Source organism: Acidisoma sp. L85, from assembly GCF_009765865.1.
Classification (GTDB): Bacteria; Pseudomonadota; Alphaproteobacteria; order Acetobacterales; family Acetobacteraceae; genus Acidisoma.
This window is the reverse complement of the sequence record NZ_LMUQ01000073.1, coordinates 156111-180402: the sequence shown is the minus strand read 5'-3', so window position 1 is coordinate 180402 and position 24292 is coordinate 156111. Positions and strand designations below refer to the sequence as shown.

24 protein-coding genes and 1 pseudogene are annotated in these 24292 nt (G+C 61.4%); 5 read left to right on the top strand and 20 right to left on the bottom strand.

The annotated features are described in order from the left end of the window. Nucleotides 1-16 precede the first annotated feature (16 nt). Nucleotides 17-1081, top strand: coding sequence for a zinc-binding dehydrogenase (locus GSQ83_RS24425; RefSeq protein ID WP_158805469.1), 1065 nt, complete (start codon nucleotides 17-19; stop codon nucleotides 1079-1081). A 21-nt stretch (nucleotides 1082-1102) separates the two neighbouring features. Here GSQ83_RS24425 and GSQ83_RS24420 read toward each other — a convergent pair whose 3' ends face one another. The 13 genes from GSQ83_RS24420 to GSQ83_RS24360 all read right to left on the bottom strand — a co-directional run bounded on the left by GSQ83_RS24420 (nucleotide 1103) and on the right by GSQ83_RS24360 (nucleotide 13809). Then, nucleotides 1103-2038, bottom strand: a complete 936-nt coding sequence (locus tag GSQ83_RS24420) for an acyltransferase domain-containing protein (RefSeq protein ID WP_158805468.1) — start codon at nucleotides 2036-2038, stop codon at nucleotides 1103-1105. After that, nucleotides 2038-2886 (bottom strand): triphosphoribosyl-dephospho-CoA synthase MdcB, encoded by an 849-nt coding sequence (gene mdcB / locus GSQ83_RS24415; protein WP_158805467.1) that lies wholly within the window; start codon nucleotides 2884-2886, stop codon nucleotides 2038-2040. Before mdcB ends, GSQ83_RS24420 begins: the two co-directional genes overlap by 1 nt. Then, the gene (mdcG, locus tag GSQ83_RS24410; RefSeq protein WP_158805466.1) at nucleotides 2883-3527 is read right to left on the bottom strand and encodes a malonate decarboxylase holo-[acyl-carrier-protein] synthase; all 645 of its coding nucleotides are present in this window, start codon (nucleotides 3525-3527) and stop codon (nucleotides 2883-2885) included. Before mdcG ends, mdcB begins: the two co-directional genes overlap by 4 nt. 3 nt (nucleotides 3528-3530) lie before the next feature. Then, the gene (locus GSQ83_RS24405) at nucleotides 3531-5162 is read right to left on the bottom strand and encodes a biotin-independent malonate decarboxylase subunit beta (RefSeq protein ID WP_158805465.1); all 1632 of its coding nucleotides are present in this window, start codon (nucleotides 5160-5162) and stop codon (nucleotides 3531-3533) included. Next, nucleotides 5159-5470: a malonate decarboxylase acyl carrier protein gene (gene mdcC / locus GSQ83_RS24400; protein ID WP_158805464.1), complete on the bottom strand. Its 312-nt coding sequence runs from the start codon at nucleotides 5468-5470 to the stop codon at nucleotides 5159-5161. The genes GSQ83_RS24405 and mdcC overlap by 4 nt, the downstream gene beginning before the upstream one ends. Nucleotides 5471-5476: 6 nt before the next feature. Then, nucleotides 5477-7132 carry a malonate decarboxylase subunit alpha gene (gene mdcA, locus GSQ83_RS24395; RefSeq protein ID WP_158805463.1) on the bottom strand — a complete coding sequence of 552 codons (1656 nt, stop codon included), beginning with the start codon at nucleotides 7130-7132 and terminating at the stop codon, nucleotides 5477-5479. After that, nucleotides 7129-7431: a YciI family protein gene (locus tag GSQ83_RS24390; RefSeq protein WP_158805462.1), complete on the bottom strand. Its 303-nt coding sequence runs from the start codon at nucleotides 7429-7431 to the stop codon at nucleotides 7129-7131. The genes mdcA and GSQ83_RS24390 overlap by 4 nt, the downstream gene beginning before the upstream one ends. A 25-nt stretch (nucleotides 7432-7456) precedes the next feature. After that, complete coding sequence (locus GSQ83_RS24385; RefSeq protein WP_158805461.1) at nucleotides 7457-8224, bottom strand: SDR family NAD(P)-dependent oxidoreductase; 768 nt, start codon at nucleotides 8222-8224, stop codon at nucleotides 7457-7459. 42 nt (nucleotides 8225-8266) lie between these two features. Next, the gene (locus GSQ83_RS24380) at nucleotides 8267-9241 is read right to left on the bottom strand and encodes an ABC transporter permease (protein WP_158805460.1); all 975 of its coding nucleotides are present in this window, start codon (nucleotides 9239-9241) and stop codon (nucleotides 8267-8269) included. Nucleotides 9242-9259: 18 nt separating this feature from the next. Then, the gene (locus tag GSQ83_RS24375; RefSeq protein ID WP_158805459.1) at nucleotides 9260-10783 is read right to left on the bottom strand and encodes a sugar ABC transporter ATP-binding protein; all 1524 of its coding nucleotides are present in this window, start codon (nucleotides 10781-10783) and stop codon (nucleotides 9260-9262) included. Then, nucleotides 10780-11805 (bottom strand): ABC transporter permease, encoded by a 1026-nt coding sequence (locus GSQ83_RS24370; RefSeq protein WP_158805458.1) that lies wholly within the window; start codon nucleotides 11803-11805, stop codon nucleotides 10780-10782. Before GSQ83_RS24370 ends, GSQ83_RS24375 begins: the two co-directional genes overlap by 4 nt. A gap of 33 nt (nucleotides 11806-11838) precedes the next feature. Further along, nucleotides 11839-12957 (bottom strand): sugar ABC transporter substrate-binding protein, encoded by a 1119-nt coding sequence (locus GSQ83_RS24365; protein ID WP_216850552.1) that lies wholly within the window; start codon nucleotides 12955-12957, stop codon nucleotides 11839-11841. A 72-nt stretch (nucleotides 12958-13029) separates the two neighbouring features. Then, nucleotides 13030-13809: an SDR family NAD(P)-dependent oxidoreductase gene (locus GSQ83_RS24360; protein WP_158805457.1), complete on the bottom strand. Its 780-nt coding sequence runs from the start codon at nucleotides 13807-13809 to the stop codon at nucleotides 13030-13032. Nucleotides 13810-14062: 253 nt separating this feature from the next. On the opposite strand from GSQ83_RS24360, the gene GSQ83_RS24355 reads away from it, so the two are divergent. Continuing rightward, a complete protein-coding gene (locus GSQ83_RS24355; protein WP_158805456.1) occupies nucleotides 14063-14956 on the top strand; it encodes a fumarylacetoacetate hydrolase family protein in 894 nt (297 codons plus the stop codon). A gap of 14 nt (nucleotides 14957-14970) precedes the next feature. Beyond that, complete coding sequence (locus tag GSQ83_RS24350; protein WP_216850551.1) at nucleotides 14971-15831, top strand: dioxygenase; 861 nt, start codon at nucleotides 14971-14973, stop codon at nucleotides 15829-15831. A gap of 6 nt (nucleotides 15832-15837) precedes the next feature. Here the strand turns inward: GSQ83_RS24350 and GSQ83_RS24345 are convergent, their stop codons facing one another. From GSQ83_RS24345 to GSQ83_RS24325, 5 genes are all read right to left on the bottom strand, one after another. Next, nucleotides 15838-16548 carry a GntR family transcriptional regulator gene (locus GSQ83_RS24345; RefSeq protein ID WP_254065880.1) on the bottom strand — a complete coding sequence of 237 codons (711 nt, stop codon included), beginning with the start codon at nucleotides 16546-16548 and terminating at the stop codon, nucleotides 15838-15840. Nucleotides 16549-16647: 99 nt separating this feature from the next. After that, nucleotides 16648-16944 (bottom strand): putative quinol monooxygenase, encoded by a 297-nt coding sequence (locus GSQ83_RS24340; RefSeq protein ID WP_158805454.1) that lies wholly within the window; start codon nucleotides 16942-16944, stop codon nucleotides 16648-16650. Nucleotides 16945-17054: 110 nt separating this feature from the next. Continuing rightward, nucleotides 17055-17786, bottom strand: coding sequence for a DUF4239 domain-containing protein (locus GSQ83_RS24335; RefSeq protein WP_158805453.1), 732 nt, complete (start codon nucleotides 17784-17786; stop codon nucleotides 17055-17057). Nucleotides 17787-18067: 281 nt separating this feature from the next. Further along, complete coding sequence (locus GSQ83_RS24330; protein ID WP_158805452.1) at nucleotides 18068-18496, bottom strand: GFA family protein; 429 nt, start codon at nucleotides 18494-18496, stop codon at nucleotides 18068-18070. Nucleotides 18497-18619: 123 nt separating this feature from the next. After that, nucleotides 18620-19225 carry a LysE family translocator gene (locus GSQ83_RS24325; protein WP_158805451.1) on the bottom strand — a complete coding sequence of 202 codons (606 nt, stop codon included), beginning with the start codon at nucleotides 19223-19225 and terminating at the stop codon, nucleotides 18620-18622. A gap of 266 nt (nucleotides 19226-19491) precedes the next feature. Here GSQ83_RS24325 and GSQ83_RS24320 point away from each other — a divergent pair, with 266 nt between their 5' ends. Together GSQ83_RS24320 and GSQ83_RS24315 are read left to right on the top strand one after the other, a co-directional pair. Further along, complete coding sequence (locus GSQ83_RS24320; RefSeq protein WP_158805450.1) at nucleotides 19492-20076, top strand: peroxiredoxin; 585 nt, start codon at nucleotides 19492-19494, stop codon at nucleotides 20074-20076. Nucleotides 20077-20600: 524 nt separating this feature from the next. Next, entirely contained in the window at nucleotides 20601-21866 is a 1266-nt protein-coding gene (locus GSQ83_RS24315; RefSeq protein ID WP_158805449.1) for a hypothetical protein, read from the top strand. Between the two features lie 600 nt (nucleotides 21867-22466). On the opposite strand, the gene istB is transcribed toward GSQ83_RS24315, so the two are convergent. Then, a complete protein-coding gene (istB, locus tag GSQ83_RS24310; RefSeq protein ID WP_158805448.1) occupies nucleotides 22467-23339 on the bottom strand; it encodes an IS21-like element helper ATPase IstB in 873 nt (290 codons plus the stop codon). Then, nucleotides 23336-24292, bottom strand: a pseudogene (locus tag GSQ83_RS24305) (Mu transposase domain-containing protein); the annotation flags it as partial. The pseudogene GSQ83_RS24305 and the gene istB, both read right to left, overlap by 4 nt.

The following is a 24292-nucleotide window of genomic DNA, read 5'->3' as shown; positions in this document are numbered from 1 at the left end:
TTAAAGGAAGTGCGTCATGCGGGCAGTTCGGTTCTACGACAAGCGTGATATCCGGGTGGAAGAGATCGCGGAGCCTAGCGAGGTTCTCGACCACCAGGTGCTGATCGAGCCGAAGCTCTGCGGCATCTGCGGCACCGATCTGCACGAGTATATCGCGGGTCCGATCGTGACCCCGGCGACACCGAACAGCCTGACAGGCGCTGTGCTGCCGCAGATCCTGGGCCATGAGTTTTCCGCGAAGATTCTGGCGACCGGCAAGGCCGTGACGAACCTCAAGCCGGGCGATCGTGTTTCCATCCAGCCTTTGATGGCGCCAGAGGATGATTATTTCGCCCGGCGCGGGCTGGTGCATCTCAGCGATCGGCTGGGTGTTGTGGGGCTGTCCTGGGCCTGGGGCGGTTTCGGGCAGAAGGCCGTGGTTGATGCGATCAACGCGATTCCGGTGCCGGATTCGCTGAGCGATGCACAAGCCGCACTGATTGAGCCGGCGGCTGTCGCGGTTTATGCTGTGGACCGCGGGCGGGTCACGTCAGGTTCTTCAGTGCTGGTTTCGGGTGCTGGACCCATCGGCGCGCTGACATTGCTTGCCGCGCGCGCGGCGGGTGCCAGCATCCTGTTCGTGGCCGAGACTAACCCGCATCGTCTGCGGAAGGCGCAGGAAATTGTGCCCGGCGTGATCGCGATCAATCCGCGGGAGCAAAATGTCGCCGAGGTGGTGCGCAGCCATACGGAAGAAGGCATCGGCGTCGATACGGCGATCGAATGCGTCGGCAACGAAGCCTCGCTCAACGCCTGTGTCGATTCCGTGCGGCGCCAGGGTGTCGTTGTTCAGGCTGGGCTGCATATCAAGCCCGCGACCGTGACGCCGATGACCTGGGCACTGAAGGACATCAGCATCGAAGCAACATGGTGTTATCCGGTGCAGAGCTGGTCACGCATTGCCCGCATGATCGCGGCTGGGATTTTCCCGGTGGAACGCGTCGTCACCGCGACGATTGATGCGAAGGATGTAGTGGCCGAAGGGTTCGAGGCGCTGCTCGACCCACAGGGGCAGCACCTCAAGATCCTCGTTCGTCCTTAGGTCTTGGCCTGCTCGCGGCGGTCACTCAGCCTCCAACCACGCAGAGACGCCGTCGAGGGTGCGGAAATCATCGAAGCTGCGAATACGTGCCTCGGGTATTGCCTCGCGTGCCATGGTCGCCAAGGCGCGGCCGGGTCCGAGCTCCAGAATCGTCGTCGCCCCTGCCTCGCCGCAAGCGTCGAGACACGCGGCCCAGTCGATGGTGTGCGAGATGGCGGCTGCAAGCTTGGCTTGCCCGGGTGCCGTCTTGAAGACGCTTTCGCCATCGAGGCCGGAAAGCAGTCGGACAGTATTTGGAACGATCTCCGGCATGCTGACCGCTGCCAATCGCTGATGGAAGGCAGGGGTCGCTGGTTGCAGCAGCGAGGTGTGCGAGGCGACAGAGACTGGCAATGGGCGGACCACAGCGGCTCGTGCCTGCTCCAGCGCCTCCACGAGGGAGGCAAGCAAGTCCGATCGGCAGCCGAGGACGAAGTGATCCTCTCCGTTGATGATGGCGACTTCCGCCTTGTGCTCCCGGCAAACTTCGTCGATCGCGCTGCGCCTTAGACCTAAGACGGCGATCAGGCCGCCGGGTGACTGACGCCCGACATCATCCATCGCCTCCGCTCGCGCGGCCGCCAATTGCAACAATGTCGGCGCGTTGAGTAGGCCGGCGCAATGCCATGTCGCCAGGTCGCCAAGGCTGTAGCCCGCAAGAGTGTATGGCTGCGTAATCCTCGGCGATAAGATCGCCCAGCTTGCGGCGATAGCAGTGCAACATAGAATTTGTGCCGGGCGGTTTTGTTGTAGGTCGGCGGCAGGCGCGCGCACCAGATCGCGGGGATCTGTTCCCCCGAGAAGCGCTGAGGCCGCGGCGAAGACTGGCTCGGCCTCAGGTTGGTTCTGAAGCGCGTCGAACATGCCGGCATGCTGCGCTCCTTGGCCGGCGAGCAAGAAGGCAAGCGCCTCCGCCATCAGACTTCGAGCAGATCGATGAAGAGGGCAGCGGCGAGCAAGTCAGCACAGCCACCGGGGCTTAATCCGCGTCGCACGAACTCCGCATGGATGACGGAAGCCGCATCGCGCCATTTGGGTCGCGCAACGCCGCCACCTTCGAGAAAGCGCCGGGCCGCTTCTCGCGCAAATACCAGCCCCTCCGCACCACCACGATACAAGAGGTTGGTGTCCTCGACAGCGGCCAGAAGCGCGAAGAAACATTGGACGCGCGGTGGCTCGTCGTCCTCCGCATGATGGCGGCGCGCCCACCTTAGTGCGGGCAGTCCGATCCTGTAGACGGTGTCGAAGCCATTTGCCGCCTCGCTTCTCGCGCCACCGGCGCCGTGTTGCGCTCTGACCTTCGCGCCATGGCTGGATGATCCGACCGCCACCATGATGGCCTCGCCCCATCGAGTCCTGACGCATCGACCCAGGCTGCCCTCCACCGAGACCCCGCCGCGACGGCCAAGGAAGCCGGCGGCGGCACAGAGCAGCCCAAGCGCGAAAATCGCGCCGCGATGTGTGTTGACGCCCCCAGTTCGTGCCAGCATGTCGCGCTCCGCCGCCAAACCGAGTTGGCGCAAGCGCGGCATGGTGGCGCCCTCTGTACCTGCCGCGACGAGAGCCGCGAAATGCGAACGCAAGGTCGCGGCACTGGCGCGCAGCATCGTGGCATCCATATCGGCATGGCTGCCGCTATCAATGTGGCTGACCAGCCCCGGTTTCGGCCACGTCTCCAACTCAAGGCGGAGGCATCGCACGGCGATCTCGGCCAGCGCTGCGGCTTGGTCACTTCGAGAGGCGAACGCTTCAATAGTGGCGTTCATGAAGTGCGCGGACTGGGCCGAAGAGATGCTTTCGATCGTAGCTCAACACCGGTGAGCGTTTTCACCAGGACATCCGGCAATCCTGTGTCGAGAATTTCCCGCCAGTGGCACCCCCCGCCATCCGGTAAGACGATCTCTCCATCGATCCGAACGGGACTACGCTGTTCAAGATCCGCGATGGCGGTGGCGAGCGGGAACGGATCGTCAGGGCAGAACCATAGAAGATCGAGATCCGATTTCTCCGTCATGTAAGAAAAACCCGTGATGCTCTCCCAAAGCAGACTTCCGAAGACCCGCGCGCCGTCCTCCGCGCCTGGGGCCTGACCGGCAGCAATGAGAGTTTCGCGCCAGGACGATGGTGCCGCCGCGATCACCTCCTCCGCGCGCAGCGGCTGCCGGACGGCAATGATGGCGGCGGCCGGTAGAAGAATTGCAACATGCCGCCTGCCTTGCGAGGGCGGGAGAGGAATACCCGTCGGCACGAGGTTAGGTGTTTCACCCGGCAAAGCACGCCGCAGGATAACCGGGAAGCCTCGCATCGCCCATTCGTCCAGCAACGAAATTGCCGCGAATTCCGGCTTGTCGCGCAGCATCGACGACCAGTAGGCGGGATCGACTGTCAGTAGGTCGTGACGCCGCACCGCTTACTCGCGCGAGGCTTCGGCTTGCACGCGGCGCGCCAGATCAGCACCCGGCAATGCGACATTCGCTACCAGCTTGCCGGGTGTCGCAAAAATCTCGCCCAGGCGCGTTGCCAGATTGATGTCCGGACCGATGATTTCGCTGATCGCTCCCAAGCGCAGCATTGGGCCGAGGCCCGGGGCGAAAACCGGCGTTGTCTGCGACATCGATTCCAAGTGCGCGAGTGGCAGCTTGGTCACGCGGGCGATCGCTGCGAGATTCATGACGGCGGGATCGGCTTTTGGTAGCGCAAGCGCGGTCTCCGCCACCAGCCCGAGCGCGATAAAGGCCGCCGCCACCGCCTTGCCGTACAGAAGTGCAATAACGCGGTGCCCAGAAAGACGCGCCAGGACAATGGTTTTCGCCAGATGAGCAATCGCTTGGCTGAGGCCGAGCAGCTCCTCCCCGCGACTCATCGTCTGGCCCTCAGTATCGACGAGAACAAGGATCGGCTGGCTGGGGGCGGATTGCATCACGGACTGCACAGCAGCGGAAAGTCTGAGCGCCGCCGCAGCACCGAGTGGCAGGCCTTTCGCGAGGCCGACGATCGCCATCGGCACACCGGATGGCGGATGAGCGTTCCCAAGGATGACACCATCCGTATCGATCGTGACCTGATGTCGCCAATCGAAAGCGACGCCAAGCATTTCCGAGAGGACAACGGGCTGCGATGCGACAGCCAGGGCCGCCGGCCCGTCCGGTGGGGCTTGCAATCCGGCGACCATTTTCTCGAATGCGGCGTCGGACACGTCCTGCACTGCGGTGAGCAGATGCAGGAGCTGCCAGATCTCGGGAGCGTCGCGACAATCGCCGAAGATGGCGAGGCGTTGCGCCAGCGTCTCGTGTTCCGCCAGAAGCACCGGCAGGTCTAAGGGCGGCGCATCCGCGAGCAGACGATTGGCGGCGGTACGGAACGCGTCGATGGTGTCTTCCACATAGGCATCCGCGATACCCAGCAGTCGACGAGTCCGGCCGCCGGTGATGCGCCAGACCAATGGCCTGTCGCGCGCATCGAATTCCTCGACGCCGCGATTTGTTTCAATAACCTCTGGTCCGCTGACGCCGAGACGCCCTTGCTCCGAAATCACGACGGCACTGCAGGATCCCGCGATAAGCCCACCACCGCCAAAGCAGCCCGCGCGGCCGCCGATCAGCGCGAGGACGGGCACGCCCGCAGCGCGCGCTTCCAATAACGCCACGATCGCCTGCCCGACGGCTATTTCCCCGGCATTCGCCTCCTGTAGTCGCACGCCACCCGTGTCGAGTAGCAGCAGCACCGCCGATACGCCTGAAGAGCCGGCGGCTGCCCGCAACAAGCCAATCATTTTAGCGCCATGGACCTCGCCGAAAGTCCCGCCTAGGAAACTGCTCTCCTGAGCGGCGACGAGCACGCGGTTCCCCTCGAGCCGCCCGCTGCCGATGACGATGCCGTCGTCGAAAGCCGAGGGAAGATCGAAGCCGGCAAGATGCGGGCTGATACAGCGTTCGGTGGGCGGAATAATTTCAGTGAAACTGCCGGGGTCGAGCAATTCAGCGAGACGCTCGCGGGCGCTGGATTCATACCAGCTCGTTGCGACGAGGGCGTCCGGCCTCATGGCGCATCCTCCATCAGCCGGGCGCCCTGAAGGAGCCGCAACGAAACGGTATCCGGTCGCGCGCCGCAATCATTGATCGAGATGCGCAGGCCACCAGGAGCGGCGCGCGTCACAAAATCCTCGACGACGGCGCGCCACACGGTGGCAAAGCCCGGAACGCTGGTTTCGATGTGGACGTAGCAACGATCGCCTTCCTCACGCTCAAGCAAAACCTCGAGGTTGCCGGAAGCGACAACACCCACCAAGGCCCAAGGCTTTCTACCCGGCAACGGTTTGAGGCCCGAATGGCAGATATCGATCGTTTCCATCACGAATCACCAATTGCGGAACTTGCCGGGCGGCTGATAGAGGCCTTCGGACCAGCGCACGAGATCCTTGATCGACCGCGCGGCAAGCAGGTGCCGCTGCGCCTCCAGAACGTCGATGCCTAAATCCTCAGGATAGAGGATCGCCCGTCTTTCGCGCAGGCGCGCGACCATCGCTTTGTCGCGTCCACGGCCGACATCCGTATAGCCTGCGACGCCGCGGATCGCCTGTTCACGCTCCCCGGCTGTTCGGCAAAGGAGCAAATTGGCGATACCTTCCGCGGTGACTATGTGGGTCACATCGTCGCCTCGGATCATGATCGGCACAAGATCGAGCTTCAATTCGTCGGCGAGTGCCACACAATCGAGTTCCTCGACGAAAACTGGCGCCATCTTGTCTCCGAAGCTTTCGACCATCTGCACCACGAGCTTGCGGCCTTGGGCCATACCTTGTTCCGAAGCCCCTTCCCGTCCCGCCTTCAACCAAGGCTCGGACGGATGGCGGCGCCCATGCGGATCGGAGCCCATATTGGGCGCGCCGCCAAAACCCGCGATGCGGTCGCGCAGCACCGTCGAACTATTGCCCGCGAGATCGATCTGAAGCGTCGAACCGATAAAGAGGTCGCAGGCATAGAGACCCGCAACCTGGCAAAGCGCACGGTTGGAGCGCAGCGAACCATCGCGGCCCGTGAAAAAGATGTCTGGCCGCGCGGCAATGTAATCCTGCATGCCGACTTCCGAGCCGAAACAGTGGATCTGCTCTACCCAGCCGCTCTCGATCGCGGGGATCAATGTCGGGTGCGGATTGAGCGCCCAGTGCGTCGCAATTTTCCCCTTCAGCCCGAGTTGTTCGCCATAGGTCGGCAGCAAAAGCTCGATCGCGGCAGTGGAAAAGCCGATGCCATGGTTGAGGCGACGGATGCCATATTCTGCATAGATACCACGAATCGCGAGCATCGCCATCAGGACGTGCAGTTCGGTCAGGCTCGCCGGATCGCGCGTAAAAAGCGGCTCGACATAGAATGGCCGTGGCGCGACGATGACGAAATCGACCTGGTCAGCGGGGATGTCCACGCGCGGGACGCGATCGACCAGCGTGTTCACCTGCGCCACCACGATGCCGTTCTTGAAAGCTGTCGCCTCCACGATGGTAGGCGTGTCCTCGGTATTGGCGCCGGTATAGAGATTCCCTTCGCGATCGGCCGAAACCGCCGCGATCAGCGCGACATTCGGCGTGAGATCCACGAAGTAGCGGGCAAACAGCTCCAGATAGGTGTGGATGGCGCCGAGTTCGATGGTGCCCGCCCTCAGCGCGCGAGCAATGGCGGTGCTCTGCGGACCGGAATAGGAAAAATCGAGCTTCTTCGCGATGCCGCGCCGAAACAGGTCGATATGCTCGGGAAGCACGACGCCCGACTGTACGATATGCAAGTCGTACAGTTTTGCCGGATCGGCCGCTGCAAGCGCGGCTGCAAGGTGATCCGCCTGTTTCTGATTGTCGCCTTCGACGCACAACCGGTCACCCGGACAAATGACTGACTCCAGCAACGCTGTCGTATTCGCCGCCGGCACCAGCTTGCCATCGGCGAAAGCCGCGCCCGCCGCGCGTCGTGCATTGCGATCCTGCCGCGCGGCGTCCCAGACTTTGCGTGTGGCTGTGGTCACGAGGCCGGTAAATCGGACCGGTTGTCCGTCCTCTTGTCGAAGCGCTTGATAATGACCTCGCCCCAGATCCCGTGCTTGGTGAAGGGATCGTCGGCATTGAAAGCCTCCGCCGCTTCGCGCGATGGCGCATCGACGATGAAGAGGCTGCCGAGCATGGCAGTTCCGTCATCCGAGACAAGCGGACCCGCGACGATGAGGTGAACCCGCCCCTCGGCGAGATATGCGCGGTGCTCAGCGTGGCGCGCCAGGCGTTGATCGAGGGCGCCAGGCTTGTCGAGGCAGTGGATCGCGAACAGCATTGGGCCGCCCTCTTGTTCGGTAAGATTATTGCGCGGTATAGCCGCCGTCGCAAACCAAGCTGGCGCCGGTCACGAACCGCGCCTCATCCGAGGCGAGGAACAGCACGCAATTCGCGACATCCACCGGTTCGCCCAAGGTCAGCGGATGCTTGGCGCTCATCATCTCGATATAGTGGTCGAAGCCGCCCGGATAAGTTTCGCCGGCCTTCAGGAACAGCGGCGTCTTGGTGGAACCGGGATGCACGCAGTTCACGCGGATGCCATAGGGCGCGTAGCAGATAGCATCCGTCTTGGTCATCATCAGCACGGCGCCCTTGGTGGCGTGGTAGGGCGGCAGATCGTCATTGCCGATCAGCCCGTAGATCGAAGAGAAGTTGACGATGGAGCCACGCTTCGCCGCCATCATATGCGGCAGAACATGCTTGCTGCACAGGAAAGGGCCGCGCGCATTCACCGCGAAAACAAGATCCCATTCCTCGACAGTCGCCTCATGGGTGAATTTGTTTGCGCCCGGAATGCCGGCGTTGTTGACCAGAATGTCGATCTTGCCCCAGCGATCGATCACCTGCCGCACACCCTCGGTGATGGTGTCTTCCTTGGTGACATCGACACGGATGGCGAAGGCTTCATAGCCACCGCCGCGAAGGCGTTCCGCCGTTTTCTCGGCCGAGGCGAGATCGACATCGAAGATCGCGACCCGGGCACCTTCCTGGGCAAAGCGCTCGCAGGTTGCTTCGCCGATGCCGGTGCCACCACCGGTGATGATCGCGACCTTGTCTTCCAGACGTGGCATTCCCTCAGTCCTTCCAGTTTCCAGCGCTTATTTCCGCGCCAGTTATTTGATGACGCCGATCTTGCCACGATCCGTGGTCAGGCCGACGGCGATGAGCGCCATGATACCGAAGACAATATATTGGGCCGTCGGAGCGACGCCGATCAACACTGTGGCGACGCGCAGCCATGCCGTGATCAAACCGCCGATCACGCCGGCCCACAAGCCCCCCACGCCACCCGAAATCGCAGTGCCGCCTAGCACCACACCGACGATGGAAAGCAAAAGCAGGTTACCCGCCAGCGTCGGCGAGCTGAACTCCGTGACCGAGACGAGTGCCAGACCCGCGAGCGCCGCGCAGCCCGCCGAGGACGCGAAGGCGAAGCTGCGCACTCGGATCGTGCGCACGCCGGACATGACGGCGGTCCGCTCCCCCGCTCCCAAGGCGAAAAGGTCGCGGCCGATCCGGCTGTAGCGCATGAGCAGGGCCAGCAGCGCCACCACCACGATCACGGCGTAGCCGGTGTTTGGAATGCCGAAGGTGGTGTTGCTGAGCAGCGTGATGAAGGGATCGCTGTCCGGCAGCGGCTGCGCCGTCGCATTCGACAGCAGCAGCGACAGCCCGGACAGCATGCTCAGGGTGCCCAGCGTGGTGATGAAGGACGGAATCTGCAGCCAGGCATGCGCGAAACCCTGAAGCGCACCGAAAGCAATCGCGATCAGCAGCACCACGAGGCAGGTCCAGGGACCGAAGATCGGCGCAAGCTGCACGACGAGCACACCAGTTAATGAGGCAATGCCGGCGACCGAGAGGTCGATGCTGCCAGTCAGGATCGGCATGGTGCTGCCAATGACCAGGATCAACAACGGCGCCGCATCCGAGACGAAGCCGGTGAGCGCGGAGAAGGACAGGGTGCCGGGTGCCACGATGGCGCTGGCGCCGAGCAGCAGGACCAAAACGCTGATTGGCACGAAACGCCGCAGAGCCACGGCGAGGTCGAAGCCTTCGGCGCGGCCTGTGCCTCTGAATGCGGACATGGCGGTTCTACCTCTGGCTCAGACCATCGCGCGGACGAGGTCTTCCTCGCTTGGCGCATCTCCGCGGTTCAGATCATATTGCGCGCTTATGGCGCCGTCCCGCATGACGACAATGCGATCCGAGAAATCCAATACCTCGCCGATGGTGTCGGCAACGAAGATCACAGCGAGACCTTTCGCGACTTCGTCACGCACCGCGTCGAACAGATCGTCTCGCGCGCCAGGGTCGAGGCCTCGCGTTGGATGATCTAGCAACAGAAGCTGCAGGCGCCGCGACATCAGCCATTTGCCGAGCACGACCTTCTGCTGGTTGCCGCCACTCAGCTCGTCGATTCTGGCATCGCTCGAGCGTGTTTTGACCTTGAGGCGCTCGATCCAGGTTGTCGCGGCTTTTCGCTCTGCGGCGCGATTGATGACGATGCCGCCATGCCCGTAATCGAGGCCGGAGGTCAGCACCATATTCTCGACCAGCGTGCGGCCCTTCAGCAACCCTTCGAGGTGACGATTGGCCGGAAGGTAGCCGATGCCTTGACGAACGGCGGAGGCCGGAGAGGCAACATCGGTCTCGCGTCCGTTCAAGCGAATGACGCCGGTCATTTCATCCTCGGCGCCGAATATGGCGCGGCAAAGCTCCTCCGCGCCTGAACTCTGGACACCTAGCATGCCGAGAATTTCACCGGGTGCCACGCTTAGGCCCACCCCACGCACATGGTTCGCTGAGGAAAGGTTCTCCACTTCAAGCCGAGGCTTTTCTGTGGACGCCGGACTGCCGCTTACGCTCACCCGTGGCCCATGAGTCGCTCGCTGGCGGCCGACCATGAGGCGGTACAGGCTGTCGCGATCAATATCGGCGGTCGGGTGCTCCGCAACCTTGCGGCCGTCCGTCATAACCACGGCACGATCGCAAATGGAGAGGATTTCGTCGAGACGATGGGACACGAAGACTATGGCGGCCGTTTGCCGCAGCCGGTCGATCTGGCGGAAAAGTTGCACGATCTCGCCTTGGGTCAGGACGGAGGTCGGCTCGTCGAACAGAATGATCGGCGGGTGATCGACCAGATCCTCGATGGCGAGAACCTTAGCGAGTTCTACTTGCTGGCGCTCGGCAAAGCGCAGATCCTCGACGATCGCGCGTGGATCGATATCGACTTCGATCTTCTTGAGTTGCCGCTCCGCCGCCTCGAACAAACGGCGCCAACGATAGAGGCCGTGGCGTTTGGCGGCGTTCGGCTTGTCCAGGAAGATATTCTCGGCGACCGTGAGGTTCGGCACGAGCGACTGTTCCTGATGCACCATGCCGATGCCATGCATGGTGGCCTCGGCAGGACTATTTAGGCGGACGAGCTTGTCCCGCAGAAGCATCTCGCCCTGCCCCGGCTGCACCAGGCCGGCCATGATCTTGAGCAGCGTTGATTTGCCCGAGCCATTTTGGCCAACCAGCCCCAGCACCTCGCCCTGGCGAAGGCTGAGATCGATCGGCTCGAGTGCGACAACGCGGCCGAAGGTTTTGCCGACGCTGCGGACTTCCAGAAGATTCGTCATTTGACGATCCTCAGTTTGCGGCGGAGATGCAGGCCGCTGATCGCGACGACCGTCACGATGACCGCACCGCTGATGATGTTGCGCACATAGGGTCCGGCGCCGATCTGGATCAGACCGTTATTGAGCACTTCCAGGATCACCGCGCCGATCGCGGATTGGATCGCGCCGCCCCGTCCGCCGCTCAGCAATGTGCCGCCGAGCACGCAGGCGCTGACAGCTGGAAACAGCAAGCCATTGCCGATATCCGCATTGCCGTCGCCTAGTTGCGCCGACAGCAGCAGGCCCGCCAAGGCCGCGAGAAAGCCGGAAATCATGAAGGCGGCGAGCTTGAATAGCGGCACGCGCAGGCCGGTGGCGACCAGCGTCGCCTCCCCGCCGCCGACCGCGTAGATCATGCGGCCGAGATGAGTGTAGTTCAGGACAAGGTGGAAAATCGCCAGCACCGCGACGGCGATAAAGACGATGAGGCTAAGGCCGGCAAATTGCGTCGAGGCGAGACCGAGCACGATGGGATCGCGGATGCCAGGCACCTGGCTCGGAAACAGCACGCTCGCGATACCGAGGCCAATGAACCAAGAACCGAGCGTCACGATCAGCGAAGGCATTCGGAAGTAGGTATTCAGAACGCCGTTGAAGGCCCCGAAGACGACGCCGACACCGAGCGCCGCGACGATGGCCCAGATGCCCCAGTGATGCCCGTTGACATTATTAGCCGCGAGCAACGCGACAGTCATGCTCGATGTCGCCATCACGCCTTCGAGCGACAGGTCGATGGCGCCAAGGAGAATGACGAAGCTCAGGCCGGTCGCCAGGATGACGGGAACAGCTACCGCCTCAGCAATAGCCGCGAGGTTTCCAGGCGAGAGGAAGTTGTGGCTCGCAAGTTGAAAAGCGAGAGCAAGGACGACTAGAACAGCTACCGGACCGATGCTTTGCAGCCAACGGCCCGGCCTGGCCGGGAAACGCAGCGAACGGGAAGCGGGCTGGCCGGGCACCTCCCCGGCCTTGGCGACGAGCTTCATGATCCGGCCGCGCCTCCCGCTCCTCGAGATAGCCTATTTATTGGCACCGACCGGGATCTGGCCAGCAGAGTCTTTCCAGAAATTGGCCTTCATCTGGTCGTAGGTGTATTTCGGTGCATTGGCCTTGAGCGCGAGATACTGGTCAACGTTGCTCTTATCGACCACTTCCTGCTTTAGGTAGAAGTCACGTTGCGCGTGGGTCAGCTTCTCGGGATCGATGTCCCCGACCGCTGCGGCATGGGCAAGCGAGATGGAAACGGCGCCCTGTAGAACGGGATCATTCCACACGGTCACGAGCATGTCACCGCTCTTCACCATATCGAGCGCGACTTTCGAACCATCCGAACCGGTCACGAAAACCTTGCCGTTCAAGTTTTTCTCGCGCAAAGCGGCCACTGCACCACGAGCCATCGCGTCATTCGAGGCGAAAACGCCGTTCAGCTTGTCGCCATAGCGCGCAATCCAGGTACGCACGATGTTTTGAGACTTGGTTTCCTGCCAGTCTCCGACCTGGGTATCGAGAAGCTTCACGCCAGGGCATTCAGCCAGCGCTTTGTGCAGGCCCTGGATGCGCTGATAGGCGGGCGGCGTGGAAGGCACCCCCTCGACTGCCGCGATCTGACCCTTGCCGCCGAGTGCCTTGCAAAGCGCCGTCATCTGGTAATAGCCGGACATCACACCATCGAAGGAGGTGTGAGCCACCCAGTATTTCGGGTCGGTATCCCACGGATGGATATTTTCTGGGCGGTTCCAGATGGTGACGATCGGCACTTGCGCGACCGCCGAACGATGGACCACCGCCTTGACGAATGCGTTGGACGACGGGTCCGTCGCCAGCGCGCATTTGCTGCAGCCGGTGGCATAGATCGCGCCAAGCTGCGCGAGCAACTGCGCACCCTGGTAATTGCTTGTGATGACCGTGAGCTTCGTGCCGATCGAGTCGGCGATATCCTGGGCGCCCTGGGTATATTCGGCCCAGTATTCCGATGCTGTTTCATCGATGCCGATGATCAGGCTGCCTTTCTCCGCCGCGCGGGCCGGCGAGACATAGGCCGTCGCCATGGACGTTACCGCGGCAACGGCGAAGCTGGCCGCGAACAGGCTACGGCGGAACATTCCGCCTCTGCAGGACTGGCTCTTTGGCGTTTTCATGGATGTCTCCTCCGTTAATGCTTTTGCTTTTGTCGGCTTCTTTGGCCGCGACGCTGAGACCGAAGTTTCTGGCTACCCGGCGACACTTCCGCCATCGACGAAAAGGATCTGACCCGTGATGAAGCTGGCTGCTGGGGAGGCCAGGAAGATCGCGGTGCCACTCAATTCCTCCGGCTCGGCCGCACGATTGAAAGGAATGCGAGACATGAAGAGATCCCGCACTTCCGGGGTCTTCAGGATGAAGTCGGCGAGAGGTGTTTTGAGCACGCTCGGTGCAATGCAGTTCACGTTGATGCTATGCTTCGCCCATTCGGTTGCAAGCTGACGTGTCAGCAGATGAACCGCGCCCTTGCTCACACCATAGGCGACGTAGCCAAGCGGATGGCCGACAAGACCACGCACCGAGCCGATGGTGATGATGCGCCCGCCGCCTTGCGCGATCATATGACGGCCAACGGATTGCGCGCAGAACAGCGTGCCCTTAACGTTGACGTCCATTACAAAGTCGAATTCTTCGGGCGGCAATTCCTCAGCGGCCTTGCGCCGCGCGATCCCTGCGGCCGTCACCAGGATGTCGAGGCGCTTGAAATGCGCGTGGGCGGAAGAGACAGCTTCCTCGACGGCAGCAGCCTTAGTGACATCGACGGCGACCGGGAATACATCGCCCAGAGCGCCAAGCTCCTCCGCAGCGCTCTGAAGCTCGCCCTCCTTCAAGTCAGCGAGGACCACCTTAGCCCCCGCCTGGAGATAGGCCGCGGCAATAGCGCGGCCGAGCCCTCCCGCAGCGCCAGTCACCATCGCGACTTTTCCGGAAAGGCTAAAAAAATTTTCGAGTATGCGCGTCTCGGTCATCAACGCTCCCCACGGCGGCTCTACGGCGGCCCTATCTCACCGACCCCGATGAGAAGCCCATCTTGCGGCATATGTTTTCAAGTGTAAACATGGAATATCGATTTTATTATGCTGCAATGCACATTGCGCGGTAATATGATCCGTTCGCGGTGTCGTCGTCAGAACTTACCATTCCAAGCGAAATATCGATTTTCCTTGTCGGACCTGTTCGCCGATGCTAGATCCTTGGGAAGGGTGGGAAAACGAGGGAACAATGCGTCTGCTATCGTTCTTGAAGAACGGCCGACCCGCGGTCGGCATCGCGCAAGAGGGGGGTATCCTCGATCTTACCGGGTTGGATGAGGGATTTCCCAGCGAACTCGTCGAATTCATCACCGGCGGAGCCGTCTTACGCGACAAAGCTCTAGCGGCGGTTGGGGCCGGCCACTCGCTTCTCAATCCCGAAAGCATAACCTTCCGACCCCTGATCCCGTCGGCCGGCAAGATGCTCTGCCTCGGGCTGAACTATACGGAGCATGCGGCGGAGGGAGGCTATCAGCGCCCTTCCTGGCCCACCATCTTCCTGCGTTGCCCTCGGAGCCTGACGGCGCATGGCGCCCCTATCATCCGCCCGATCGTCTCCGAGCAGCTTGATTACGAGGCAGAGCTCGCCCTGGTGATTGGCTCACCCATCCGCCACGCCACGCCTGAACAGGCGGTCGATGCAGTCTACGGGTATTCCTGCTTCAACGATGCCTCCGTGCGCGACTATCAGCGCAAGACGATTCAGTGGACGATGGGCAAGAATTTCGAACAATCCGGCGGCTTCGGTCCTTACCTGGTGACCGCTGACGAATTGCCACGCGGGGCCAGCGGCCTCAGCATCACCTGCCGGCTGAACGGCCAAGTGGTGCAGAATGCGAATACGCGGGAGATGATCTTCCCAGTGGCGGAAACCCTCGCGCTGTTGTCGGAATGCATTACCTTGGAGCCAGGCGATGTCGTTGTGATGGGAACACCCTCCGGCGTCGGCCATGCGCGCAAGCCGCCCTTGTGGATGCGACATGGAGATGTCGCGGAGGTCGAGATCGAAGGAATTGGCGTTCTGCGCAATGTCATCCAGGATGAGGTGGCGCAACGAGCCGCTTCGCCACTCGTCGCCGCGTGACAGGGAAAACCCTCATGGATCGCCAAAGTCAGACTCCCGCCTATGATATCAGCCCGGCGAATGTCACCGAGAAGGTCATCGCCTCCTTCGTCATGAAGACGCCACGACAACAGCAGTTGCTGAACAGCCTCGTAGGACATCTGCACAGCTTCGCGCGGGAAAACCAGCTTACCCATGCCGAATGGGCCGAGGCGATTGGCTTTCTGTTTCGCTGCGGCGAGATCAGCTCGGATAAGCGCGACGAGTTCATGTTGCTGTCGGATGTGCTGGGGCTGAGTTCACTCGTCGATATGACGGACGCACCGCAGGGCGCGACAGAAGGCAGCGTGCTCGGACCGTTTTACGCGTCGGATAGCCCGCAGGTTCCGCTTGGCGGAGATCTGAGGCCGACCGCTGATGGAACCGGACAGCTGGTGCTCGGTCGCGTCGTCGATGTTGATGGGGCACCCGTACCCGGCGCGGCGATCGACATGTGGCAGACGGCGGAGAACGGTCTCTACGCTACTCAAGACGACGCAGTTCCGGACAATGCCTTCCGCTGCAAGATGCGTTGCGCGGATGATGGCACCTTTAGTTTCACCACAGTATTGCCGGGACCTTATATGGTTCCGGACGACGGCCCCGTTGGCGAATTGCTGCGTGCCGGTGGCCGAACCGCATGGCGACCGGCACATTTTCATTTCCTTGTGATGGCGCCCGGTCACCGTTCCGTCACTACCGAGATTTTCGTAGCGGGTGACCGCTATCTCGGCAGCGACGCGGTTTTCGGGGTGCGCAAATCGTTGATCGTGGCTGCCGAGCAGAAGGATGGGCGGCCAGTCATCGATCTTACATTCCGGCTTGCCAGGAACGACGTTCCTCTTGCCGCGGAGTAAGCTCGGCTATCCCGCGGCGGATGCAACGACAACTGCCGCATCGGGCTGTTGAACGAGGCCACTGGCGCATAGCTCGCTGGTGAGGATGTAGTGATGCATCAGGGCGTCCACCGCGGCGTCTATATTGCCCTCGATCACTTTTGACGCGATGTCGTTGTGTTCCGTGAGTTCGTTTCGCGGCGCGCCGACCCCCTCACGCGCTACCTGCCGATAGCGATAGGCGCGATCCGCAAGCTGTTCGCAAAAACCTATCAGCGGTTGTGAGCGGCATCCCGCGATGAGGGCGCGATGAAAGGCGCGGTGCCGCGCCTCCCATTCCGGGTTATAGGCGCCGGTGTTCGCCATCCGCCTCGGCACGCGTGACAAACGGTGGAGCGAGAGCACGATTGTCTCCTCCCATTCCGTCGTCCGGTGGAGCATGCTCTCGCGTAGGGCGCGCTCCTCCAGCCAGCATCTCGTTCTCGTCAGCTCCTCGAGTTCTTCGAGAGTGATTGGTGTCACGAAGAAGCCGCGCTGGTCCCGCCGATCGAGCAACCCCTCCGACGCCAACCTGTTCAGCGCCTCCCTTACGGGCGAGGCGCCCGCGCCATATCGCGCGACCGCCCATTCCACGCGGAGTTTACTGTTCGGCTGGATACGACAATGCAGCAGCTCGTCTCGCAGCTGGGTGTAAACGGACGACGCCATCGTCTCGCGCGTTCCGCTTTCCTCCGACAAACTCAATCTCCCAGCGCGCGAGGACATGTTTAGGCTGCGATACTCACCTGGACAGCCGACGAGCCACTAGGCTCCCAAGCTGTCACCTCCGAGCAGGGACTACTCAAACTCTGTTAGGGTCCGAATGTCTGGAGCACCATCGAGCAGACCGTCGAGCTTCTCGATCAGGGCACTGAAGTGAGGGGTCTGCATGTGTTTGTCGAGGTCGTCCTGGCTCCGCCAATGCTCAACGAACACGACCCGTTGGTCGTCTTCCTTGTCCCAATGCGGAACGTAAAAAAGACAGCCAGGCTCCGCGCGGCTGGGCTGCAGGCAGCCACGAATGGCCGCTGCCACCGCGTCCTTTTTGCCGGCTTTGAACTTGAGTATCGCCACGACTCGAATATCTGTTGGCATCACCGCTCCTGACTTAAACGTGGGCTTTTCTAGCCCTCATCACCACAATAGACGGCAAGCTCACGCAAGGCGAGAGTTTGCGAGACTATTAGGACATGGAGGGCCATTTCTTATTGCAACGAGTGCTCGAGCGCCGTGATTTTCTGCAACGTTGTGACAAAATGATCAGGCTGCATGGCGAGCGCTCCTTCGAACGGATAGTCGAGCAGGTGAATCAGGACGAGGATCGCGGCGACTGTCGCAGCGAACGTCATCGAGAAGCTTGCAAGCGCGCGACCGCTTTCAACTCCTGCCATGGTCACGAATGCAGCTAGGATCGCGCCCAAGCCTATCAAAAGCGCCCAGAGAAAAATGGGAATACCGCTCGCCAGCTGGAAGATCCTCATGGTTCGCTGGCTATGTGCCTGCTCCAGGTAAATCAACAGTTGCTGTCGTGTCCCTAGATCCGCCGGGCTGGTCGGCCGCAGCCGCACGACGTTTTGGATCAGACTTGTGAGCTTCCGGTCCGCGCCGTTGTTCGGTGCGCGATTCGCGAACATCTCGGGCCATTCGTCTTTCACGACGGAAGCAACATAGGCAGCTTCGGCCGCGAGAAGCGGCCGCGCCTGATCTGCAGGCATCGCGCTCATGAGCGTCGCCGCATCCTCGAGAGAACCACACTCGAATTCAATCGCGCTCGCGGCCGCGTTATACTGGCTCCAGACCTCGCTGAAGACGAATGCTAACAAAACAGCGAAGATCACCCCGAGTTGAAGAAAGACAGCGGTCCCAACCTCGCTATGGCGCCGCCGGACATCCAGGTGGACCTTCCGATGCACGGCGATGCTCGCGAAGGCGGCCATAAGCGTCGAGAACAAGATGACGATCAACGCGATAGTGAGGGACATTTTTCGAAGCTAGCATACCCGCCGGCCGATTTCACGGGCCGCAACAAGCAAAAAGGAGGGCGGAAACCACCCTCCGAAGCGCCGTCCACAGGCCCATTCTGGCCTAGGTCGCCTGGGAGCCGGTCCAGCCGGCGGATTGACGATTGTCCGCATCGCGAATGTCGCAGGCTGTTAAAGCAGCCTGCGACCGCTTTACGATATCTCCGGCCGGGTGAGACTAAAGCCCCGCAATCGACCTATTCCGCAACGAGTTCGCCGGAGCCACCAAATTCGGCCGGAAAGTCCTTCAACTTTGGCAGCCCGTCTCGCATCGGCAAAACGGTGTTGGCGTAGTTAACATGCACCTGGGGCACGAAGGTTAGCCCTGGTATCGTTGCCGCATAGACGTCAATCATATTCAGAGGAGGATGCGCGGTCATCACGTGGCCGCCACAAAGCTGGCAGAATTGGCGCTGGCTCATATCTGTCTTTTGAAATGTCGCGATGTTCTCCGCGCCTTTTGTCACCTCCACGGCCTCTGGCGACCAAAGTGTGAAAGCATTGACGGGGCCAGCCGACCACGAACGACATGATTCACAATGGCAATAGCCCATTGCATTCGGCTCGCCGGTCACTTTGATCTCGACAGCACCGCAAAAGCATGTCCCGGATTGTGTACCACTCATAGCCGCCCTCCAGTTTCTTGTGATATTGACTGGAAGTGTCAACAAATTCTGTTCCGGAGCAAGTAAATTCTGAACACCCAATAGTGGTAGATGTCGCATGACGCCAGAAAAGCATCTTGGCAACTACCTATCCCAGATCACCGGTATGACCGAGGCGGCCAAAAGCACCCCCATGAGCAAATTGAAGAAGCGTAAGCGTGCCGGAGATTCGAGAAGCCGGCTGACGCCTAGTCCAAGAATCGCCCACATTCCAACGCATGGCACGGAAATAAGAACGAAAATCAGCGCCAGCGAGCAAACTTGGGCATAAAGGTTGTGGCCCGGCACCGTGTAGATCGCGGTCGTGGCCAACGCCAGGATCCAGGCCTTTGGGTTGACCCACTGGAACGCGCTTCCGCCCCAAAACCCCATAGGGGCGCGCGATGCCGCCTTGGTGGGCAAGGATTTACTCCCTGCCCGCGCGATTTTCCAGGCGAGAAACAACAGCCAAGCGGCGCCCAGCAAGCGCAGCGCGGTGTAGAGCGGGGGATAGCGCGTGAGCGGACCCGCGAGGCCGCTGCCGACCACGGCAACCAGAACCCCGAAGCCCAACGCAATTCCAAGGATGAGTGGGATCGTGGCCCGAAGGCCGTGCGTGGCGGCAGCCGAGAATACCATGAGGTTGTTCGGACCCGGCGTCGCGGAGGCCACGATGGCGAAGGCCAAAAAGGGTAGCAGCGACACGAGCATGCCCCAGGCTGCCAGCTATCGCCTCACCGCGAAAGGGCGGGGTATTTCGCGGCGGGGGAAGTCGCCATCAGCACGGTCGGCCTGGGCGGCACTACGCGGACCAGCGCGTCTTCTCCGGAATGAGACAATCCACATCCCTTGCCGGGGAGACCCCACAAAACTCGGCGTGCGCTCGATCCGTATCAGAGTTAAAATCGTCGGGTATCACCATCGGCCAGGCGACGGCTTGCAGGCAATCACGTCGCTTGGCAGCAGGGAGATGTCTGATGGCGGAAACCTTCGTTGATACGCCGGATTGGACGAGCATTCCGGCTCCTCAGGACGACGGAGCGATCAAGCATTTAATGGGCGCCAAGCTACCCTCGGTCCCGCTGGCCGCGACGGATGGTCGCACTGTGGACCTCGCGGCGCTTCCGGGGTGCTCCGTGGTTTATGCTTATCCTCGGACTGGTCGGCCCGGCATCCCCAATCCTGAGGGTTGGGACATGATCCCGGGGGCGCGCGGTTGCTCCCCTCAATCCTGTGCTTTCCGGGATCACTTCGCGGAGCTCCAGGCCCTCGGGGCCAGCCATGTTTTCGGCCTATCGACACAGGACACTAACTTTCAGGCCGAGGCGGCGGAACGTCTGCACCTTCCGTTTCCACTACTGTCCGATGAAGCTGAGGCGCTGACCAAGGCGCTGGCTTTGCCGACCTTCGAAGCGAGCGGCATGACACTGTTAAAGCGATTCACGCTCATCATCGATGATGGAACCATAACCCACGTCTTCTATCCCGTATTCCCGCCGGACCGGAACGCCGCGGATGTTGTTGCATGGCTCTCACAAGAGAGCAGCTTGCGCGGCGTTTAGCTCTGGCTCGTAAGGCGGAAGGGCCCCCTTTGCCCGCCTTCTGACCAGCTCTGAGCGAGCTGTTTTGGAGCCGTTTCCGCCACCGTCAAGCAGGTGCGGCCGAAAGCGGAAATAAAGTTGTCGAAGACCTGATCCATCCGGCGGCCCACCACGGTTCGGATGGCGAGAGGCAATGCCCAGGACAAATCACCGCAACAACACCATTGCTGTCTCGACCACGCCAGTGCAGGTTCAGCCACGATTTGACGGCCTGCCCGCCGCCAACGCGCCGCGACTCGTCGTGCCCGCAGTCTAACCGCGGGACGTCACGCACACGGTCGTCATCGGTTCCGTTCTCCAGTCCTGCTAAGGTCTTGGCTGGGTCCATCAAAGCCCTAACACGGTATGCGCTCGCACCCATTTGCGCTAGCCTGGGTCTCTTCTGCGAATGCCGAACTTGAAGGCAAATGGTGAACCAATAGGCCGCCATCCCTTCAAGCGAGGCAGCAAAGGCTAAACCGCTCTCATGTGAGCGGGATATTCCATTGGTCGAGGGTGCGGTGGCTCAATTGATGTCTCCAGAGCGGCGAGAGTGGCTCGCTCTCATAGATACTTTCTTAAAGTCCAAACTCCGTCACTCACGCGATTTGCCTGACGATCAAAAGAGGGCCGTGCGAAAAGGCGTGCTCCTTAGAGGCGTCATTGCCGGCGAGGTTGACAAGTATTGGCTCATCGCGGAAGCGACAGTTGATGATCGAGCGGTCGAGCCACACATCAATCTCGTGCATAAAGATCAGTGGAAATTGCTGGAACCGGATGTAGATGCAACTCTACGCTCGTCAGCAGATGATGCAACCGGTCGGGAGGATCCGACACAGCCACGGAATTTGGTGGATGTCGTAATTTGCGCCTATGGCAAACCATACCAAACTGCCATAACTCTAGCATCACTCCTCCAGCATTGCAGTCAGCATATCGACAAGATATACTTTCAGGAAGAGAGGCAGCAACCCTTCGACGACGAAGTAGTGTCAGTTGTCGAATGCTTCCGCCACAAGAGCATCGTGCATTTCAAACCGCAGCATCACATTGGGGTCGCCTTCACGGACAAGCAGCGCCTCAAGCAAGATGATTATCGACGTTCCATACGCTATCAGTATGGTTGGGAGGAAAGCGACAAGCCCTTTTTGTTCCTTACCCACAACGATTGTCTCTACGAGACCGATATCATCGGAGGCATGCTTCGGAGATTGGAAGGTCAAGAATACGCGGGCGTCGGACGGGTTGGGCAGTGCTGGAATTGCCCCGCCCACAGTGCCGGCTTCTGTGACGGCAACACCTACGCAAATTACAAGCCTGACTATGCAGAGGCCGCCGCGATCGTTCAAAATCACCCCTCGCCGCGCACCTTTATCGAGGGCATCGACCGCGAAAGCCCAATGCCTTTCCCGGAATGCCGCCTCAATGAGTTTGGGTGCTTGGTCAATCTTCAGATGGTGCGAAATCTCGTTTCCCCGATCGGAGAGATCGAACCGTTCGGCACACTGAGTCTCGACATCGGAACTGACTGGTTCAGAAAACTCAGCCTAAAGGGATACAGGTTCTTAAACTGGTATGAAGGCATGATCCATGCTTGGTGTGCCGAAGATGCTAGTGGTTTGTCGGCTGACAATGATTTCGCGACATATTGCCGAAACGAGACGAAAGCAAAGGTGTATTTAAGTAAATATCATGGAGCAGTGTTTAATGAGCTTGCTGGGAGACGCTATGCATCCTCGCTGCGCCGCCTGTCGCCGCTTTCCACTCCGTAATCAAGAGCGCTCTGAACGGAGGGGCACGATCCTTTGGTGGCGGGACTATCGTCCGAAGCGTCCTGCAGCACTCTCGAGGTGATTGCGGGCTCAGCCGCGCCAGACGAGCCGTCGACACACGCCAGCATTGATATTTTGGAGGGGCGCGGCTGCCGGCCGCGAAAACGTCGCGTTCCTCGATCGCTCATGGGATCTCGTCTGCATGCCGGGGGGAGCGATCTGGATGCTATCTCGTTGATCCGCCGTCTTGGGGCCTTGGAGGCCAATGCGACTGGCGCTGTTCTACAAAAGGCCTCCGTCTGGATGCCACTCGGAATGTCACCTTCAGAAGAGGCAGATCTTGGCGCATGCAAAGCACCAAGCCCTCGCCAGACATTGGCAGTCGTCTCGTGGGGTGAGCGAGGGGCGTGAGGACGATGTCGCAGTCATTGGATCGCCGGATTGCCGTGCTGGAGGCCCGAGCTTGCCCCGAGGGGGCGTGCGGGCGACCGAGATGCTTGCCGACTTCCGTTGGTCATCGGAGCGGCCTTAGAAGTCCAATGTCAATGCCGCGTGAATTATCCGCAGCTCCGCCGAAGTAAGATTCCTCACTTTCGCCGGTTAGGGGCCAGGGTGTGCATGGTCATTTTTGGGTGGCCGACCGCGCCGGCGCGTCGCTAATGTTGACGTTGGTGGGGTGATGATCGCCTTCGAGCGGACGTGCTCGGGCATGAGTTCGGCATGTTGGCGTAGGCGATAGCTGGAGCCTTCAATCTGCACGACGACAGCATGGTGGAGCAAGCGGTCGAGCAGCGCCGTGGCGACGACTGGGTCGCCGAAGACATCGTCCCATTCGGCAAAGCCACGATTGGAGGTCAAGATCATAGCGCCGCGTTCGTAACGTGCAGCGACGAGTTGGAAGAACAAATTGCCACCGCCGGGTACGACCGGCAGGTAGCCGATCTCGTCGACGATTAGCAGCCCCGCCCGGGCAAAGAACCGGATGCGTTCGTGCAATCGACCTTCGCGCTCGGCGCGGGCGAGTTGGCCGAGCAGATCGGCCAATGTGCAGAAGTAGACACTGCGGCCCGCTTTCACCGCCTCGACACCGAGGGCCGTCGCCAAGTGGCTTTTTCCCGTGCCTGGCGGTCCGAGGAAGTGGACGACCTCGTGGCGCGCGACGAACCCGAGTTGGGCCAGCGTTAGGATCCGATCACGGTCGAGCGAGGGCTGGAAGGAGAAGTCGAACCCGGCAAGCGTCTTGATGGTGGCGAGGCGGCCCATGCGCAGCGCGGTCTTGATGCGGCTGTTCTCGCGTAGCGTCAGTTCCTCGGAGAGCAGGATGTCGATTGCCTCCAAGGCGCTGATCTCGGCGCGCTCCAAGCGGCGGACGATCTGGTCCAGGGCTTCCAGCGCCCGCGGCATTTTTAGCCCGACCAGGTCGTGGCGGATGCGGTCGAACATGGAAGGCGTGAGCTCGGCGAGCGCGTTCATGGGCGGTTCTCCCGCGCCAGTCGGCGGCCGACGGCGTCGTAGAACTCCAACGGCCGTGGCGTCACCATGTCGCCGGTGCGGCCGAGCCGAGTTATCGCTTCGTCCCTGCGCCTGCGCGTCTCGGCACCGATCTTTCGGTGGCCCGGTGCAACGCGCCGCTGGTGGCGGCCTTCCAGGACGGGATGAGCGGCGATCAGGGCGCCGTCTTCGAAGATGTGGACCTCCTCGGCCAGCGTGTGCACCTCCACCATGCGGCGGCGGGTGGCATCCGGCACGCTGTAGAGATTGCCGCCGACGCTCACCATGCCGTCGCGAGAGATGCGACGTTCAAGTCGCAGGACTGCCCGGAACGGTGCCAGCGGCAAAGGACGCAGATGCAGCTTCTCCTCGGCAAAGGCTTCGTTGACGACCCGGCGTGTGGTGGCGTGCACCCGCGGATTGGCGACGGTATTGTAAACGATGCCATCGCGTTCGCCTTCGCCGGTCACCGCGGTCTTCATGCGATCATAGAGGATCTCCCGTGGCGCGCCGCCAAACGCCTCGAAGGCGGCAACGTGGCAACGCAGCACCGTCGCGAGGTCCTGGTGCACCACGTATCTCGCCCAGATTAGGCGGCTGTAGCCGAGCACCATGGAGAACAGCCAAACAATCCGCGGCGTCGTGGGCTCGTCGGTGAACACGACCTGGAACCGTGCAAAGTCTGCCTGAGCCTGCTCCCCGGGGCGGTCTCGAAGCGCGCCTCGAACTTGGTGTCGGCGCTTGGCCGCACGTCGCGCAGGAAGTCGGTGACGGCCGTGTAGCTGCCCGCGTATCCCAACTCCTTCAGCTCTCGGAGAAGCCGCGAGCCGGTCAACCCGGGATAGGTCTTCACCCGCTCACGGAGGTAGCTGGTGAACGGGTCCAGAAGCGTCGGTCTCGGCTGCCGCGGCCCATAGGCCGGCGGTTCCAGCCCA

Coding starts and splice junctions, on each gene's coding strand:
- GSQ83_RS24425 (WP_158805469.1), top strand. CDS start 17: ATGCGGGCAGTTCGGTTCTACGACAAGCGTGATATCCGGGTGGAAGAG.
- GSQ83_RS24420 (WP_158805468.1), bottom strand. CDS start 2,038: ATGGCGGAGGCGCTTGCCTTCTTGCTCGCCGGCCAAGGAGCGCAGCAT.
- mdcB (WP_158805467.1), bottom strand. CDS start 2,886: ATGAACGCCACTATTGAAGCGTTCGCCTCTCGAAGTGACCAAGCCGCA.
- GSQ83_RS24405 (WP_158805465.1), bottom strand. CDS start 5,162: ATGAGGCCGGACGCCCTCGTCGCAACGAGCTGGTATGAATCCAGCGCC.
- mdcC (WP_158805464.1), bottom strand. CDS start 5,470: ATGGAAACGATCGATATCTGCCATTCGGGCCTCAAACCGTTGCCGGGT.
- GSQ83_RS24390 (WP_158805462.1), bottom strand. CDS start 7,431: ATGCTGTTCGCGATCCACTGCCTCGACAAGCCTGGCGCCCTCGATCAA.
- GSQ83_RS24385 (WP_158805461.1), bottom strand. CDS start 8,224: ATGCCACGTCTGGAAGACAAGGTCGCGATCATCACCGGTGGTGGCACC.
- GSQ83_RS24380 (WP_158805460.1), bottom strand. CDS start 9,241: ATGTCCGCATTCAGAGGCACAGGCCGCGCCGAAGGCTTCGACCTCGCC.
- GSQ83_RS24375 (WP_158805459.1), bottom strand. CDS start 10,783: ATGACGAATCTTCTGGAAGTCCGCAGCGTCGGCAAAACCTTCGGCCGC.
- GSQ83_RS24370 (WP_158805458.1), bottom strand. CDS start 11,805: ATGAAGCTCGTCGCCAAGGCCGGGGAGGTGCCCGGCCAGCCCGCTTCC.
- GSQ83_RS24365 (WP_216850552.1), bottom strand. CDS start 12,957: ATGAAAACGCCAAAGAGCCAGTCCTGCAGAGGCGGAATGTTCCGCCGT.
- GSQ83_RS24360 (WP_158805457.1), bottom strand. CDS start 13,809: ATGACCGAGACGCGCATACTCGAAAATTTTTTTAGCCTTTCCGGAAAA.
- GSQ83_RS24355 (WP_158805456.1), top strand. CDS start 14,063: ATGCGTCTGCTATCGTTCTTGAAGAACGGCCGACCCGCGGTCGGCATC.
- GSQ83_RS24350 (WP_216850551.1), top strand. CDS start 14,971: ATGGATCGCCAAAGTCAGACTCCCGCCTATGATATCAGCCCGGCGAAT.
- GSQ83_RS24340 (WP_158805454.1), bottom strand. CDS start 16,944: ATGCCAACAGATATTCGAGTCGTGGCGATACTCAAGTTCAAAGCCGGC.
- GSQ83_RS24335 (WP_158805453.1), bottom strand. CDS start 17,786: ATGGCCGCCTTCGCGAGCATCGCCGTGCATCGGAAGGTCCACCTGGAT.
- GSQ83_RS24330 (WP_158805452.1), bottom strand. CDS start 18,496: ATGAGTGGTACACAATCCGGGACATGCTTTTGCGGTGCTGTCGAGATC.
- GSQ83_RS24325 (WP_158805451.1), bottom strand. CDS start 19,225: ATGCTCGTGTCGCTGCTACCCTTTTTGGCCTTCGCCATCGTGGCCTCC.
- GSQ83_RS24320 (WP_158805450.1), top strand. CDS start 19,492: ATGGCGGAAACCTTCGTTGATACGCCGGATTGGACGAGCATTCCGGCT.
- istB (WP_158805448.1), bottom strand. CDS start 23,339: ATGAACGCGCTCGCCGAGCTCACGCCTTCCATGTTCGACCGCATCCGC.